This window comes from Amycolatopsis sp. NPDC031561 (genome assembly GCF_055580625.1).
Genome location: NZ_JBVILA010000011.1, coordinates 11919 through 27006 on the forward strand (window position 1 = coordinate 11919; position 15088 = coordinate 27006).

At 68.9% G+C, this 15088-nt stretch carries 13 protein-coding genes; 7 read left to right on the forward strand and 6 right to left on the reverse strand.

Translation table 11 applies throughout. From position 1 onward, the window contains the following. Positions 1-129: 129 nt before the first annotated feature. The 3 genes from ACZ5IK_RS22335 to ACZ5IK_RS22345 all read right to left on the reverse strand — a co-directional run bounded on the left by ACZ5IK_RS22335 (position 130) and on the right by ACZ5IK_RS22345 (position 3311). The gene (locus tag ACZ5IK_RS22335; RefSeq protein WP_465489401.1) at positions 130-390 is read right to left on the reverse strand and encodes a hypothetical protein; all 261 of its coding nucleotides are present in this window, start codon (positions 388-390) and stop codon (positions 130-132) included. Positions 391-577: 187 nt separating this feature from the next. Beyond that, positions 578-2530: a glycerol kinase GlpK gene (glpK, locus tag ACZ5IK_RS22340; RefSeq protein ID WP_465489402.1), complete on the reverse strand. Its 1953-nt coding sequence runs from the start codon at positions 2528-2530 to the stop codon at positions 578-580. Positions 2531-2543: 13 nt separating this feature from the next. Next, the gene (locus tag ACZ5IK_RS22345) at positions 2544-3311 is read right to left on the reverse strand and encodes an IclR family transcriptional regulator (protein WP_465489403.1); all 768 of its coding nucleotides are present in this window, start codon (positions 3309-3311) and stop codon (positions 2544-2546) included. Positions 3312-3462: 151 nt separating this feature from the next. Here ACZ5IK_RS22345 and ACZ5IK_RS22350 point away from each other — a divergent pair, with 151 nt between their 5' ends. The 3 genes from ACZ5IK_RS22350 to glpD are packed head-to-tail and all read left to right on the forward strand — an operon-like array spanning position 3463 to position 7540. After that, positions 3463-4284 carry an MIP/aquaporin family protein gene (locus tag ACZ5IK_RS22350; protein ID WP_101608590.1) on the forward strand — a complete coding sequence of 274 codons (822 nt, stop codon included), beginning with the start codon at positions 3463-3465 and terminating at the stop codon, positions 4282-4284. A gap of 20 nt (positions 4285-4304) precedes the next feature. Further along, positions 4305-5822: a glycerol kinase GlpK gene (glpK, locus tag ACZ5IK_RS22355; protein WP_465489404.1), complete on the forward strand. Its 1518-nt coding sequence runs from the start codon at positions 4305-4307 to the stop codon at positions 5820-5822. A 5-nt stretch (positions 5823-5827) separates the two neighbouring features. Next, positions 5828-7540, forward strand: a complete 1713-nt coding sequence (gene glpD, locus ACZ5IK_RS22360) for a glycerol-3-phosphate dehydrogenase (protein WP_465489405.1) — start codon at positions 5828-5830, stop codon at positions 7538-7540. Positions 7541-7622: 82 nt separating this feature from the next. On the opposite strand, the gene ACZ5IK_RS22365 is transcribed toward glpD, so the two are convergent. Next, positions 7623-8354: an SDR family oxidoreductase gene (locus ACZ5IK_RS22365; protein ID WP_465489406.1), complete on the reverse strand. Its 732-nt coding sequence runs from the start codon at positions 8352-8354 to the stop codon at positions 7623-7625. 114 nt (positions 8355-8468) lie between these two features. On the opposite strand from ACZ5IK_RS22365, the gene ACZ5IK_RS22370 reads away from it, so the two are divergent. After that, positions 8469-8945 (forward strand): RrF2 family transcriptional regulator, encoded by a 477-nt coding sequence (locus ACZ5IK_RS22370; RefSeq protein WP_465489557.1) that lies wholly within the window; start codon positions 8469-8471, stop codon positions 8943-8945. Between the two features lie 246 nt (positions 8946-9191). Here the strand turns inward: ACZ5IK_RS22370 and ACZ5IK_RS22375 are convergent, their stop codons facing one another. After that, positions 9192-10478 carry an MFS transporter gene (locus ACZ5IK_RS22375; protein WP_465489407.1) on the reverse strand — a complete coding sequence of 429 codons (1287 nt, stop codon included), beginning with the start codon at positions 10476-10478 and terminating at the stop codon, positions 9192-9194. 67 nt (positions 10479-10545) lie between these two features. Here ACZ5IK_RS22375 and ACZ5IK_RS22380 point away from each other — a divergent pair, with 67 nt between their 5' ends. Continuing rightward, positions 10546-11496 carry an Lrp/AsnC family transcriptional regulator gene (locus ACZ5IK_RS22380; RefSeq protein WP_465489408.1) on the forward strand — a complete coding sequence of 317 codons (951 nt, stop codon included), beginning with the start codon at positions 10546-10548 and terminating at the stop codon, positions 11494-11496. Here the strand turns inward: ACZ5IK_RS22380 and ACZ5IK_RS22385 are convergent. After that, positions 11486-11980, reverse strand: coding sequence for a Rossmann-fold NAD(P)-binding domain-containing protein (locus tag ACZ5IK_RS22385; RefSeq protein WP_465489409.1), 495 nt, complete (start codon positions 11978-11980; stop codon positions 11486-11488). The genes ACZ5IK_RS22380 and ACZ5IK_RS22385 overlap by 11 nt on opposite strands. A 140-nt stretch (positions 11981-12120) precedes the next feature. Between ACZ5IK_RS22385 and ACZ5IK_RS22390 the strand changes: the two genes are divergently transcribed. Together ACZ5IK_RS22390 and ACZ5IK_RS22395 are read left to right on the forward strand one after the other, a co-directional pair. Next, positions 12121-12396, forward strand: a complete 276-nt coding sequence (locus ACZ5IK_RS22390; protein ID WP_465489410.1) for a hypothetical protein — start codon at positions 12121-12123, stop codon at positions 12394-12396. Positions 12397-12501: 105 nt separating this feature from the next. Continuing rightward, positions 12502-15078 carry a glycoside hydrolase family 3 protein gene (locus ACZ5IK_RS22395; protein ID WP_465489558.1) on the forward strand — a complete coding sequence of 859 codons (2577 nt, stop codon included), beginning with the start codon at positions 12502-12504 and terminating at the stop codon, positions 15076-15078. Positions 15079-15088 lie beyond the last annotated feature (10 nt).

Genomic DNA, 15088 nt, shown 5'->3' on the forward strand with positions numbered 1-15088 from the left:
TGAAGTTGCCCTCGATGACGTGTCCCTGTGGGTTGGCGATTCGGGTTAGAACCCGAATCGCCACTCACGACCAACCCGACCCACCCCGCTCCGCACCCTGGTCGCTTGAAGTACTCGTGGGCCCCGCGCTCACACCAGTTCGGACGAGACGACCGAGCCCAGCCCCCGCAGTCGCTCCAGTAGCGGTTCGACCTCGTCCGCCGCGATCAGGACGGCGCAGGTCATGCTGCTTTCCCGGACCCCGTCGCGCACGTCGACCGACAGTTCGTGGACGAGGCAGCCGAGCGCGTCGACCAGGCCGGGGATCTGTTCGACGCCGCCGACGAAGTAGGTGGCGATCCGGCGGCGGACCATCAGGGACGAACGAGGAGCGAAAGTGGTGAGCGACATCGTGGTCTCCAAAGGCGGGAAACGAGCAGGCCATGGAGGGCCAGGTCCCGGGAGATGCCCCGTGTCGAGGGGTCGCCGGAATGCGCGCCGGCGACCTGGTTCAGCCGGCGCGCTTGACTACGAGTCGGGTAAAGCGGAGTCGAGTCCAGCGCTGCACGGCGACAGGCTAGCACGACCTACTGGCGAGTCACGAGAGCCTCAGCCGGGGTCCCTGTTCGCGGATGTGGGTGGCCGAGCCGCAGTCGAGGTCGAGTTGCCGTCGCCGTTCGGCGGCGAAGGCGCGGCCGAGTCCCGTGCGGTCCGAAGTGGACAGTGTGCGCCGGAGTTCGTTCAGCAACCCGCGTTCCTCGGTGCGGATATGCGCGTCGACCGAATTCTCCAGTGACGCCAACGCCTTCTCGAAGTCGTCCGGTTCCAGTACCGCCAGCAGCTCGGCGGCGAGCCCGCTCTCCGTCGCGTCAGGACGGACGATCCGTTCGGTCGCGGTGACGTGGGCGACCAGCTCCGCCGACAGTTCCGCGATCAGTGCCGGGCGGTCGGCCTCGTCGTTGCGGAGGTCCCGGAACAACTGCTCGATCCGGCGGTGATCGGCCAGCATGACCTCGACCAGGTCGGAGCCCGGGGGCGCGGCCGTCGGGCCCGGGCGCATCCAGCCGAACGTGAGTTCCACGGCCTGCCGCCAATGCGCGTACTCGCTGTCGCGGCGGGCGGGGTTCATCGACGGCAGCCATTGCCCGGCGCGATGCCAGTTCCGGCGCAGCCCCTCCAGATCCGGCCAGTACCCGACAGCCAGCCCGGCCGCGTACGCCGCGCCCAGCGACACCGTCTCGGCGACCATCGGGCGGACCACCGGCACGTCGAGGACGTCGGCGACGAACTGCATCAGCAGGTTGTCCGCGGTCATCCCACCGTCCACTTTGAGCGTCGACAGCGCGAGCCCGGAATCGGCGTTCATCGCGTCGACGACCTCGCGTGTCTGCCAGCCGGTGGCCTCCAGCACGGCCCTCGCGAGGTGCCCCTTGGTGATGTACGACGTCAGTCCGGCGATCACGCCGCGCGCCTCGCTGTGCCAGTGCGGCGCGAACAGCCCCGAGAACGCGGGCACGATGTAGCAGCCGCCGTTGTCCTCGACCGTCCGGGCCAGCGTCTCGATCTCGGGCGCGCTGCCGATCAGTTCGAGGCCGTCCCGGAACCACTGCACCAGCGACCCGGTGACCGCTATCGAGCCTTCCAGCGCGTACACGGCTGGCTCATCGCCGATCTTGAACCCGACGGTGGTCAGCATGCCGTGGGTCGAGAGCACCGGCGTGGGACCGGTGTTGAGCAGCAGGAAGCTGCCCGTCCCGTACGTGCACTTCGCCTCGCCGGGCGCGAAGCAGGTCTGGCCGAACAACGCCGCCTGCTGATCGCCGAGCGCCGCCGCGATCCGGATCCCCGGCACCACCCGCGACGTCGTCCCGTACACCTCGGCCGACGGCCGGATCTCCGGCAGCATCGCGCGCGGGACGTCGAAGAACTCCAGCAGCTCGTCGTCCCACGAGAGGGTCCGCAGGTTCATCAGCATGGTGCGTGAGGCGTTGGTGACGTCGGTGATGTGGACGCCACCCTCAGGGCCGCCGGTGAGGTTCCAGATCAGCCAGCTCTCGACCGTCCCGAACAGGACGTCGCCGCGCTCGGCGCGTTCCCGCAGGCCAGGCGTCCTTTCGAGCATCCACCGGATACGGGGCGCGGAGAAGTACGTGGCCAGCGGCAGCCCGCACAGCTGACGGACGCGGTCGGCGCCCGGCTCGCGGGCGAGGTGTTCGAGCATGGCGTCGGTGCGGGTGTCCTGCCAGACGATCGCGCGGCCGACCGGGTTGCCGGTGTGGCGATCCCACAGCACGGTGGTCTCGCGCTGGTTCGCGATGCCGAGCCCGGCCACCTGCCCGGCTTCGGCGCCGGCGTCGGCCAGCGCCTGCGGCACGATCCGGGCGACGTTGCGCCAGATCTCCGTCGCGTCGTGTTCGACCCAGCCCGGCCGGGGGAAGTGCTGCTGGTGTTCGCGTTGCGCGACCGACACCAGCCTGCCGCGCGCGTCGAACAGGATGCACCGCGTCGAGGTGGTGCCCTGGTCGATCGACATCACATAGCGCTGGACCACGCGAGCACCTCCATCACCATCGGGACGCGCCGAGATCGCGGGAGACCGCCCGTGCCGCGTCGCGCACGTGGCCGAGCAGCCGGGGGATCGGGCTGCCGTCGGCTTCACAGATCCGTTCCGTCGCGCCGGACAGCCCGATCGCGCCGACCACGATGCCGCCGTGGCCGCGGATCGGCGCCGCTATCCCGGCCTCGCCGGTGATCATCTCGCCGTTCTCGCTCGCCCAGCCCGCCTCGCGCACCTTGCCGCAGGCGCGTTTGATCGCGGTCTGGGTGACCAGGGTCCGGCGGGTGTAAGCCTCCGGGCCGCCGGTGCGCAACGATGCCACGAGACCGGTGTCGTAGGCCAGAAGTACTTTCCCGAGCGCCGTCGCGTGCAACGGCAGAAGCGTGCCGACGTCGAGCGTCTGCAGGCTGTCGTCGGGCCGGAACACGTGGTGCACCACCAGGACCCGGCCTTCCAGCGGTGCGCCGATCCGGACGGCCTCGCCGCTGCGCGCGGCCAGCGCGTCGGCCCAGTTGATCGCGCGTGACCGGAGTTCGTTGACGTCGAGGTAGCTCGTGCCGAGGTGCAACAGTGCCGCGCCCAGTTGGTATTTCCCGGTGTCGCGATCCTGTTCGACAAAGCCGACCCCTTGCAGGGTACGCAGGATCCCGTGCACCGTTCCCTTGGCGAGTTCGAGGGAATCGGCGATCTCGCCGACCCCGAGACGGCCGGAACCGCGCGCCAGCAACCGCAGGATCGCGGCGGCGCGCTCGATGGACTGGATCGGACCGGGCACGGCCCAACCGTAGCCCGACCGGCCCTGATTCGACAATGTCGAACATCGTCTCCGGACGTTCGACAATGCCGACCGGTGTCCGTTGACCCGGCGTTTCCGCGAACTTAACTTCGGCCTCAGCAGGGCAACGGTGTCCTTTGTGGAGGAAGCAATGGTGCGAAACCTCAAGGCTCGCGGACTCGCGGGCGAACTGGCGGCGGAGTTCGTCGGGACGATGATCCTCATCCTGTTCGGCTGCGGGGTGGTGGCTCAAGTCGTCGCCGCGGGCATCGGGGATCACGACAGCATCGCGTGGGCGTGGGGAATCGGCGTCACGCTCGGTATCTACGTGGCTTCACGGATCAGCGGCGCGCATCTGAACCCCGCGATCACCGTGGCGCTCGCGGTGTTCAAGGGCTTCTCCTGGCGCAAGGTCGCGCCGTACGCCCTCGCGCAGACCGCCGGCGCGTTCGTCGCGGCGCTGCTGGTGCGCTGGAACTACACCGAGGTGCTCAACGCGGCCGACCCCGGCCTGACGATCAAGACCCAGGGTGTCTTCTCCACCCTTCCGGGTAACGGAACCCTTCCGGTGGGTGACTGGGGCGCCTTCCGCGACCAGATCATCGGCACCGCCATTCTCGCCTTGGTGATCTTCGCCATCACCGACCTCCGCAACACCGCGCCCGCCGCGAACCTGGCCCCGGTCGTCGTCGGCTTCCTCGTGGTCGCGATCGGCATGGCCTGGGGCACCAACGCCGGGTACGCGATCAACCCCGCCCGCGACTTCGGTCCTCGGCTGATGTCCTGGCTCACCGGCTACGACACCGCGTTCACCGACCAATACGGCTATCCGTACTGGTGGATCCCGATCGTGGCCCCGATCATCGGCGCGGTCATCGGCGGCGCGATCTACAAGTTCTTCATCGAGCGCTACCTTCCCGCCGACCCAGCGCCGGAATCGTTGCCCGCCAAGGATCTCAAGACCGCCGCCTAAGCATCCGAAGGAGAGAATCCATGCCTGACTACATCGGCGCCGTCGACCAGGGCACCACCAGCACGCGGTTCATGATCTTCGATCACGGTGGCAACGAGATCGCCCGTCACCAGCTGGAGCACGAGCAGATCCTGCCGAAGCCGGGCTGGGTCGAACACGATCCGACCGAGATCTGGGAGCGGACCCGTTCGGTCATCGCCACCGCGCTCAACAAGGCGAACCTCACCGCCGCCGACCTCGCGTCGCTCGGCATCACCAACCAGCGTGAGACCACCGTCGTGTGGAACCGCCGCACCGGGCGCCCGTACTGCAACGCCATCGTGTGGCAGGACACCCGCACGGACCGGATCGCCTCGGCGCTGGAACGCGCGGGCAAGGGCGACGTCATCCGCCGCAAGGCCGGTCTGCCGCCCGCGACGTACTTCTCCGGCGGCAAGCTGCAGTGGATCCTGGAGAACGTCGACGGCGTCCGCGAAGACGCGGAGAAGGGCGACGCGCTCTTCGGCACCACCGACTCCTGGCTGATCTGGAACCTCACCGGCGGATCCGACGGCGGCGTGCACGTGACCGATCCGACCAACGCGTCGCGCACGATGCTGATGGACCTCGAAACGCTGGAGTGGGACGACGAACTGCTGTCGTTCTTCGACATTCCGAAGCGGATGCTGCCGTCCATCCGGCCGTCGTCGAACAACGGCGGCTTCGGGACCACCCGCGCGGACGGCCCGCTCGGCGGCGAGGTGGCCATCACCGGTGTGCTCGGCGACCAGCAGGCCGCGACCGTCGGCCAGGTGTGCTTCCGGCCCGGCGAGGCCAAGAACACCTACGGCACCGGCAACTTCCTGCTGCTCAACACCGGCCACGAGGTCGTCCGCTCGAAGCACGGCCTGCTCACGACGCTGGCCTACCAGTTCGGTGACGAGAAGCCGGTGTACGCGCTGGAAGGCTCCATCGCCGTCACCGGGTCCGCCGTGCAGTGGCTGCGCGACCAGCTGGGCATCATCAGCGGAGCTTCGCAGAGCGAGAGCCTCGCCCGTCAGGTCGAAGACAACGGCGGCGTCTACTTCGTCCCCGCGTTCTCCGGGCTTTTCGCGCCGTACTGGCGTTCCGACGCGCGCGGCGCGATCGTCGGCCTCACCAGGGCCACCACCAACGCGCATCTGGCGCGGGCGACGCTCGAAGCGATCTGCTACCAGACCCGCGACGTCGTCGAGGCCATGCAGAACGACTCCGGAGTCACGCTCGATGTGTTGCGAGTGGACGGTGGCGTGACCGCGAACGAACTCTGCATGCAGCTCCAGGCCGACATCCTCGGCGTGCCGGTGTCGAAGCCGGTCGTCGCCGAGACCACGGCGCTCGGAGCCGCCTACGCGGCTGGCCTGGCCGTCGGGTTCTGGAAGTCGACCGACGAGCTGGAACAGAACTGGAACGAGGACAAGCGCTGGACCCCGTCGTGGACCGACGAACAGCGCACCGAGGGCTACGCGGGCTGGCAGAAGGCCGTCGGCCGCACGCTCGATTGGGTCGAAGTCGAGTGAGCCCGATGAACAGGAGGAACACCGTGAAATCCGTACCGCTTTCGCCGGTCTACCGTGCCGAGACGCTGCGCAAGCTGGCTCGCGAAGAGGTCGACGTGCTGGTCGTCGGCGGGGGAGTGACCGGTGCCGGCGTCGCGCTCGACGCGGCGTCACGCGGGCTCTCCGTCGCCCTCGTCGAGGCTCGTGACTTCGCCGCCGGGACCTCCAGCCGGTCCAGCAAGCTGATCCACGGCGGGCTGCGCTACCTGGAGAACCTGGACTTCAAGCTGGTCCGTGAAGCGCTCAAGGAACGCAGCCTGCTGCTGCAGACGCTGGCGCCGCATCTGGTCCGGCCGGTGAAGTTCCTGGTGCCGCTCAAGCACCGCGTCTGGGAACGCGGCTACATCGGCGCGGGCGTCACGCTCTACGACACCCTCGGCGGGGCTCGCGCACTGCCGCGTCACCGGCATCTGTCCAAACGCGGCGCGGGCAAGGTCGCGCCCGGGCTGGCCGAAGACGCCTTGATCGGCGCGATCCAGTACTACGACGCCCAGGTCGACGACGCCCGGCACACGATGACCATCGCGCGGACCGCGGCCGAGCAGGGCGCCTCCGTCCTCACCCGGGCGCGGGTGACGTCGTTGATCCGTGACGGCGAACGCGTCGTCGGCGCCAAGGTCGTCGACCGCGAGAGCGGTGCGGAGATCGAGGTCCGGGCGAAGACGGTCGTCGCGGCCACCGGCGTGTGGAGCGACGACATGGCGGAGGCGGCGGGCATCCCCGCGCCGTTCACCGTGCGCGCGTCGAAGGGCATCCACCTGGTGGTGCCGCGCGAGAAGATCGACCTGGACACCGGGCTGATCCTGCGCACGGAGAAGAGTGTCCTGTTCGTCATCCCGTGGGGACGGCACTGGATCGTCGGCACCACCGACACCGAATGGGACCTCGACCGCGAGCATCCGGCGGCCAGCCAGGCGGACGTCGACTACGTGCTCGGCCACCTCAACGCCGTCCTGCGCACGCCGATCACCGCGGACGACATCGAGGGCGTGTACGCCGGGCTTCGGCCGCTGCTGGCCGCGAAGGCGACCTCGACGACGAAGCTGTCGCGAGAGCACGCGGTGGCGCATCCCGTGCCGGGCCTGGTGATCGTGGCGGGCGGCAAGTACACGACGTACCGCGTGATGGCCGCGGACGCCGTCGACGTCGCGGTGGAGGACCTCGGCCGCCCGGCGCCGTCGTCGTGGACCGAACGGCTTCCGATCGTCGGCGCGGCGGGCTACCACGAACTGTGGGGCGCGCGGCATTCGCTCGCTCAGCGCGCCGGCCTGCCGCTCGACCGGGTCGAGCACCTGCTGCAGCGCTACGGCACCGCGATAGAGGACATCCTGGAGTCGATCTCGGAGCGCCCCGAACTGGGCGAGCCGATCCCGGGGACGGCGGAGTACCTCAAGGCCGAGGTGGTCTACGCCGTCTCGCACGAGGGCGCGTTGCACCTGGAGGACGTTCTCACCCGCCGCACCCGGATCTCGATCGAGGAGCGGGACCGCGGCGTGACCGCGGCGCCGGTGGTGGCCGCGCTGATGGCGCCGCTGCTGGGCTGGGACTCGCACCGGCAGGAGCGCGAGGTCGCCAACTACCTCGCCCGGGTCGAAGCGGAACGTTCCGCCCAGGCCCAGCCGGACGACGAAGCGGCGAACGCCAGCCGCCTCGCCGCCCCGGCGCTGATGTCCAGCTGAATGAAGGGGCCCTTCGCCGCATGCGATGCGGTGAAGGGCCCTTTCGTCGCATCGCATGCGGGCATGGTCCCCTTCAGCTCCGCTACTTGATCCAGTCGAGGTACCGGGTCGCGGCGATCCGGGCGCCGTCCTTGGTGGTGAGGACGTCACCCTTGACGGCGGAGAACATGCCCGCGGTCTCGTCCACGGTCACCGAACGGGTGTCTCCCTTGGCGGACAAGGTGATCCGGCCCAGTTCGTCCAGCGGGTAGACGTCGGGCCCGCCCACGTCGAGGATGCCGTTCAAGGGCTTTCCCGCCGAGACCTCGGAAACCGCGGCGGCGACGTCCGCCGCGGCGATCGGCTGGATCGGCGTGCTGGGCAGGCGGACGGTCGTGTCGTCGGACGTCCAGGACAGGACCGCGCCGACGAATTCCATGAACTGGGTGGCGCGGACGATCGAGTACGGGACACCGCTGCTCTTGAGGATGTCCTCCTGCAACGTCTTGGCCTGGTAGTAGTCGAGCTCGGGGACCTGGTCGACGCCGACGATCGACAGGATCACGAAGTGCCCGGTGCCCGCCTTCTTCGCCGCGGCCACGAGGTTGTCCATCGAGGTCCGGAAGAACGCGGGGGAGGCCTCGTCGAAGGTCGGGGAGTTCGAGAGGTTGACGACCACGTCGGCGCCGTCGAGCGCGGTGTCCAGGCCCTGGCCGGTGAGGAGGTCGACCCCGGTGGACGGCGAATGCGGCACCGCCTCGTGCCCGGCCTCGTTCAGGTTCCGCACGACCTGCGAGCCGATCAGCCCGGTCCCGCCGATGATCGCGAATTTCATGACCCAGTGCCCTTCGTCGGTGGATGCCCGTTAACCCGGACACCTCATGTCCGAGATAATACTCAGACACATTGTGTCCGAGTCAAGAGGCGGGTTAGAGTCATCCGGGTGAAGATGTCCGGCGGGGTCGAGTGGGCCCTGCACTGCTGCGTCGTGCTGACCTCGGTCGACGAACCCGCGCCAGCCGCGCGCCTGGCGCAGCTTCACGACGTCTCCCCGAGTTACCTCGCGAAGCAGCTCCAAGCGCTTTCCCGGGCCGATCTCATCCGGTCGGTGCAGGGGAAGGCCGGCGGCTACGTCCTCACCCGGCCGCCTTCGGAGATCACGGTGCTCGACGTCGTCGAGGCCATCGACGGGCCGGGCCCGGCCTTCATCTGCACCGAGATCCGGCAGCGCGGCCCGATGGCGACGCCGCCCAAAGCGTGCACGGCGCCGTGCGCCATCAGCCGCGCGATGGCCAACGCCGAGACGCAGTGGCGCGCGGCGCTGCGCGAGGTCACCATCGCGAATCTGGCCGACGACGTCCGGGGCGACTACGGTCCCGGCGCGCTCGCGGGGATCGGTGCTTGGTTCAAGGCCGCTGACGGCTAGCTGAAGGGGACTTTCCCCGCATGCGACCGGTCCGATGTTCCCAATGTCGCATTTGAGTCGCTGAGCGTTTCAAATGCGACATTGGGAACATCAGCCCATGGGAGTCCGTGCGATGTGGTTGGTGAGCGGGTGAGGTGTCACCCAGGGTGAGGGGTGTGTGGATTTCGGGTCATCCAACGCACCAAAATCCACACAGTCGGCGTTCTGGAGTGGACGTCGAGCAGGCCACGAACCGCCCGGACCCCTTCAGCTCCTGGGCCGCATCAGCGCGGTGGCCGCCATGGTCGCGACCACCAGTGCCGCCGCGAGTGAGAAAGCCTGCGCCGGGGAGTGCCCGCGCAAGTAGACGGTGCCGAGCACCGCGACACCCAGCGTCGCGCCCAATTGCTGCACCGCGTTCAGCAGTCCGGCCGTGGATCCGGTCTCTTGTGGACGGACGCCCGCCAGCGCCGTGGTGAAGAACGGCACCGTGAACAGTCCCAGCCCGAGCCCGCCGATCCCGAGCGCGGGAAGCAGCGGTCCCGCCATCGCCAGCAGGATTCCGGCGAGCAGCAGCGTCAGCCCGGCGAAGGCGACACGCAGTCCAAAGCGGGGCACGAGCCACCTGCCCGCCACCCACGACGACACCGCGAGGCCGCCCGACCACGGAAGCAGCGTCAAGCCGGACTCCAGCACCCCGCGGCCCTCGTCGAGTTGCTGATGCAGGACCACTACGAGCATCAACCCGTTCATCACCGCGAAGAACAGGGTCGACGCCGCGAGCGCCGCCGGGAAGCCACGACGGGCGAACAGACTCGGCTCGACCAAGGGATGCCGCCGGTTCCGCTGGTGGAATCCGAACAGCACGAGCACGGCGGCGCCGCCGGTGAAAAGGCCCCAGTTCCACGTATCGATCAGGGGTAGCACCAGCAGCCCGACACCGAGCGAGACGAGTACGGTGCCCGGGACGTCCAGTCGGACCGGCCGCTCGGCGCGGTCTTCCGGCAGCAGCCGTCCGGCCACCAGGATCGCGATCGAGATCGGCACGTTCACCAGGAACGCCGCCCGCCAGGACATCAGATCCGTCAGCAGGGCGCCGAGGAGTGGTCCGCTCACCGCGGACAGGCCGACCACCGGCCCGTTCCAGCCGAGTGCCGCGGCCAGCGCGGGGCCGGTGAACAATACCTTGATCAACCCGATGGTCTGGGGGATCACCAGGGCCGCCGCCATCCCCTGCACGGCTCGCGCACCGATCAGCACGCCGGTGCCCGGCGCGAACGCGCAGCACAGCGACGCGAGGGCGAACACGGCGACACCGGACAGGAACACGCGGCGGCGGCCCAGCAGGTCGCCGAGCCTGCCGCCGGTGATCAGGAGTACCGCGAACGGAAGCGTGTAGGCGGCGCCGAACCAGGGGATGGCGGCCGCGGGTCCGCCGAGGTCGGCGTGGATCGCCGGACCGGTGACCTGGGTGATCGTCGCGTCGAGCACGTTCATCGCTTCGGCCGCGAGCAGGATGGCGAGCGGGACCGGACCGGTTTTCGTCACTTGCATGATCGAGATCGTGCGGCGAGGATGAATCCTGTTCCAGAAAACCTGCCTCGGATGGACGAAATTTTCCATGCTCGACGACATCGACCGCGCTTTGATCCATGCGCTGCATCTCGACGCCCGTGCGCCGTTCAGCCGGATCGGCGCGGTTCTCGGCGTCTCGACGCAGACCGTCGCCCGTCGCTATCAGCGGCTTCGCGCCGAAGCGGGGTTGCGAGTGGTGGGCCTGCCCGATCCCGACCGGGCGGGGCTGACGCAGTGGCTCGTGCGGCTCACCGCGCAGCCCGCCACCGCGCGGACACTCGCCCGCTCGCTGGCCAAACGGCCGGACACGTCGTGGGTGAAACTCACCTCGGGCGGCACGGAGATCGTGACGATCGCGCATACGCCGAGGCATTCGCCGAGCGCGATGCTGCTGCACGACATCCCGCGTACCGCGAGTGTCACGGCGGTGTCCGCGCATTTCATCCTGCACACCTACCTCGGCGGCCCGACCGCGTGGCACGGGCGGGTCACCGCGCTGACCGAGGAGCAGCAGGAAGCGTTGCGGCTGCCGGAACCCGTCGCCGAGGACGTCCCGCTGACCGCGGCGGACCACGCGCTGATCGCCGCCCTCCGGCACGACGGCCGGGCGAGCATCGCGGATCTCGCCGCCGCGGCCGGTCTGGCACCGGCGACCGCGACGCGCCGCCTGTCCGACCTTCGCGCGCGGGGCGCGCTCTTCTTCGACGTCGAGATCAGCGCGGCCCTGTACGGCGTGACCACGCAGGCGTTCCTGTGGATGGCCGTCGCGCCGGCGGACCTCGACGAGGTGGCGACGACGCTGGCCACCCACGAGGAGCTGGCCGTCGTCGTCGCCACGACCGGGCCGACCAATCTGGCCGCGCAGGCGCTGTGCCCGGACCCCGCCGCCCTGCACCGCTACCTCACTCACCGGCTCGGCGCGCTGCGCGCGATCCACACGGTGCACACCGCGCCGGTGCTGGAAATCGTGAAGGCGGTCGGACCGCTCACCGGCTGAACCGGTCCGAATGCTCCTTGACCCACTGTGCGAACGTCCGCGCCGGACGGCCGAGCAGTCGCTCGACTGTGTCGTCCACGGTCCTTGCCTCCACCGGCGGATTGCTGTGCCAGCCGATGACGTATTCGGCGTCCTGCGGGGAAACACCGTCGGCCAGTAGCCGGTCGATCGCCTGCTGCCGCGTGATCTGCTCCAGTGCGAGGTCACGGCCGAGGGCGGTGCCGAGGATCGCGATCCGTTCGCGGGTCGTCAGCGCTTCCGGGCCGGTCAGGTTGTAGACCTTGTCCGAATGCCCGTCCTCCACGAGCGCGGTGGCGGCGACGGCGCCGATGTCCGCCTCGTGCACCACCGCGCTGGGCAGGTCGAACGGCTCGCGGATCACGCCGTCGGCGCGGACGGAGTCGACCCAGGTCAGCGCGTTGGACATGAACTCCTGCGGCTCCAGTCGCGTCCACTGCACGCCGGACTCGGCCAAGACGGTCATCGTCGTTCCCTTCGTTTCCCGCGAAGATAAAAGCTCGAGTTATGTGGAGGTCAAACGGGACCGATCAGGAATCGAGAAGCGTTCGCACCGGGGTCGTCCCTAGCGTCGTCCGCACAGGAAAACGACACCGTGAGGTTTCCATGAGCAAGCGCATCCGGACGTTCCACCGCTGGACGTCCCTCGTCTTCGTCGCCACCGTCATCGTCTGCTTCGTCGTCGTCGCGCAGGGGGACCCGGCCGAATGGGTGCCCTACACGCCGCTCCCGCCGCTCTTCCTGCTGATGTTCAGTGGCCTCTACCTGTCGCGCTGCCGTATACCGCCAAGCGGCGTAACCGGCGGCAGGTGGCGGGGTGACGGACAGGGTCTTAGTTCACGGCAAAAATTAACTTTCGTCGTACCCGCCCGAAACCCTTGACGTGCTCGCCGGGTCCGGTGAGGATCGGCCGGTCCCTCCTCCCGCAGAATGGACCAGACCATGGCAAGACGTTCTCGTGCGCGCCGAAGTCCGCTCATCGCCATGATGAGCCTCACCCTGCTCGGCGGGGCCGTGGTGGCCGCGCCGTCCGCGGGTGCGGCCGAACAGCCCGTGATCGGGAAACCCGCGCTCGACAGGGATGGTTGTGCCCGGATCGAGAAGAGCCTGCCCACCCTCGCCGACTGGCCGAAGGTCGAGAGCCGGTTCAAGGGCAAGACCGGTGACGAGGCGCGGATCGCCCAGATCCTCGGGGGAATGACCCTCGAGGAGAAGGTCGGGCAGATGACGCAGCCCGAGATCGCCGCCATCACCCCCGACGAGGTCCGCCAGTACTCCATCGGCTCGGTCCTCAACGGCGGCGGTTCGTGGCCGAACCAGGACAAGCACGCTTCGCAGCAGGACTGGCTGAAACTCGCCGACTCCTACTGGGACGCCGCCAAGACCAGCCGGACGAAGATCCCGGTGATCTGGGGCATCGACGCCGTACACGGCAACAACAACGTGTACGGGGCCACCGTCTTCCCGCACAACATCGGTCTCGGCGCGGCGCACGACCCGTGCCTGGTGCGCGACATCTCCGCGGCGACGGCCCGGCAGATCCGCGCCACCGGCCAGGACTGGGCCTTCGCGCCGACGCTGGCCGTCGTGCAGGACGACCGCTGGGGCCGCACCTACGAAGGGTTCTCCGAGGACCCGCGGATCACCCGGGCCTACGGCTACGAGGCGATCAACGGCCTCCAGGACGGCTCGACCAAGCGCATCGGCTACAACGGCGTGATCGGCACGGCCAAGCACTTCATCGGTGACGGCGGCACCCTCAAGGGGCAGGACCAGGGTGTCAACCCGGCGTCCGAAGCCGAGATGATCAACGTCCACGGTCAGGGCTATTACGGCGCGCTCGCGGCGGGCTCCCAGACCGTGATGGTGTCGTTCAACAGCTGGACCAACGCCGAACTCGGGATCGACGAGGGCAAGCTGCACGGCAGTGACAAGGCGCTGAACCAGATCCTCAAGGGCAAGATGGGCTTCGACGGCCTCGTCGTGTCCGACTGGAACGGCATCGGCCAGGTTCCGGGCTGCACCAACGCCTCGTGCCCGCAGGCGATCAACGCCGGCATCGACGTCGTGATGGTCCCGCACGACTGGAAGGCGTTCATCGCCAACACCGTCGCGCAGGTCAACGGCGGTCAGATCCCGGTCTCGCGGATCGACGACGCGGTGACCCGCATCCTGCGCGTGAAGCTGCGCTCCGGGCTGTACGAGTCGCAGAAGCCGTCGGACCGCTCCTACGCCAACTCCGACGACGCGCTCAAGGAGACCTGGCTGGCGCGTGACGCGGTGCGCTCGTCGCAGACGCTGCTGAAGAACAACGGGAACGTGCTGCCGCTGAAGCCGAAGTCCAAGGTCCTGGTGGTCGGAAAGAGCGCGGACAGCATCCAGAACCAGACCGGCGGCTGGACGCTGAGCTGGCAGGGGACCGGCAACACCAACGCCGACTTCCCGAACGCCACGTCGATCCTGGCCGGGCTCAAGCAGCAACTCGGCGACGTCAACGTCACCTTCGACGAGAAGGGCGACGCCGACCCGAAGGGCTACGACGCCGTCATCGCGGTCATCGGGGAGACCCCGTACGCGGAAGGCGTCGGCGACCTGACCCGCAAGACGCTCGAAGCCTCGAAGCTGTACCCCGAGGACCTGGCGGTGCTGGACAAGGTCAGTGGCAAGGGTGCTCCCGTCGTCACCGTCTACGTCGGTGGCCGTCCGCTGTACATGAACAAGGAGATCAACCGCTCCGACGCGTTCGTCGCGGCCTGGTTGCCCGGCACCGAAGGCGGCGGTGTCGCCGACGTCCTCGTCAAGGGCGGGTTCAAGGGCACCCTGCCGTACTCGTGGCCGAAGAGCGCTTGCCAGACGCCGCTGAACCCGGCGTCGCCCGCGTACGACCCGTTGTTCAAACTCGGCTACGGCCTCAAGACCGGTCAGCGCGTCACCGTCGGGCAGTTGGACGAGACCGTCGGCCCGGTGGCCTGTGGGTCGACCGGTGGCGGCGGCACCGCGACCGAGGACCTCGAGGTGTTCAACCGCACGGATGTCGCGCCGTACAAGGGTTTCATCGGCTCCGCGCAGAACTGGGGCGGCACCGAGATCGGCCCGGACGGCGCCGCTTCGCACGCCGAGATCGACGTCGTCCAGTCCGACGTGAACGTCCAGCAGGACGGGCTCAAGTCGACCTGGACCGGGACCGGCCCTGCCCAGCTCTACTTCCAGAACCCGGCCGGTACCAACGATCTGCGCGGATATCTCAACGCGGACGCGGCGCTGGAGTTCGACACGATCGTGCATCAGGCGCCGGCCAACCGGACGGTGATCAGCATGCACTGCGTCTACCCGTGCTTCTCCGAGGTGAACGCGACCAAGCTCTTCACCGATCTGGCGGGTGCGCCGAAGTCGACGGTGAAGATCCCGGTTTCGTGCTTCGCCACCGGGCTGGACCTGGAGAACGTCAACACGCCGTTCCTGGTGTACACCGACGGCAAGTTCTCGGCTTCGTTCGCGAACGTGCGGTGGGTGCCCAAGGGGGCTCAGGATCCCGACGCGAGACCTTGCTCGAGTCTGAACTGACCCCGGCGGG

Bases quoted from the DNA above. Each gene is read 5' to 3' on its own strand.
- ACZ5IK_RS22380 (WP_465489408.1), top strand. From the start codon at position 10,546: ATGCTCGACGACATCGACCGCGCTTTGATCCATGCGCTGCATCTCGAC.
- ACZ5IK_RS22395 (WP_465489558.1), top strand. From the start codon at position 12,502: ATGAGCCTCACCCTGCTCGGCGGGGCCGTGGTGGCCGCGCCGTCCGCG.
- ACZ5IK_RS22335 (WP_465489401.1), bottom strand. From the start codon at position 390: ATGTCGCTCACCACTTTCGCTCCTCGTTCGTCCCTGATGGTCCGCCGC.
- ACZ5IK_RS22350 (WP_101608590.1), top strand. From the start codon at position 3,463: ATGGTGCGAAACCTCAAGGCTCGCGGACTCGCGGGCGAACTGGCGGCG.
- ACZ5IK_RS22375 (WP_465489407.1), bottom strand. From the start codon at position 10,478: ATGCAAGTGACGAAAACCGGTCCGGTCCCGCTCGCCATCCTGCTCGCG.
- glpK (WP_465489404.1), top strand. From the start codon at position 4,305: ATGCCTGACTACATCGGCGCCGTCGACCAGGGCACCACCAGCACGCGG.
- ACZ5IK_RS22365 (WP_465489406.1), bottom strand. From the start codon at position 8,354: ATGAAATTCGCGATCATCGGCGGGACCGGGCTGATCGGCTCGCAGGTC.
- ACZ5IK_RS22390 (WP_465489410.1), top strand. From the start codon at position 12,121: ATGAGCAAGCGCATCCGGACGTTCCACCGCTGGACGTCCCTCGTCTTC.
- glpD (WP_465489405.1), top strand. From the start codon at position 5,828: ATGAACAGGAGGAACACCGTGAAATCCGTACCGCTTTCGCCGGTCTAC.
- ACZ5IK_RS22370 (WP_465489557.1), top strand. From the start codon at position 8,469: ATGTCCGGCGGGGTCGAGTGGGCCCTGCACTGCTGCGTCGTGCTGACC.
- ACZ5IK_RS22385 (WP_465489409.1), bottom strand. From the start codon at position 11,980: ATGACCGTCTTGGCCGAGTCCGGCGTGCAGTGGACGCGACTGGAGCCG.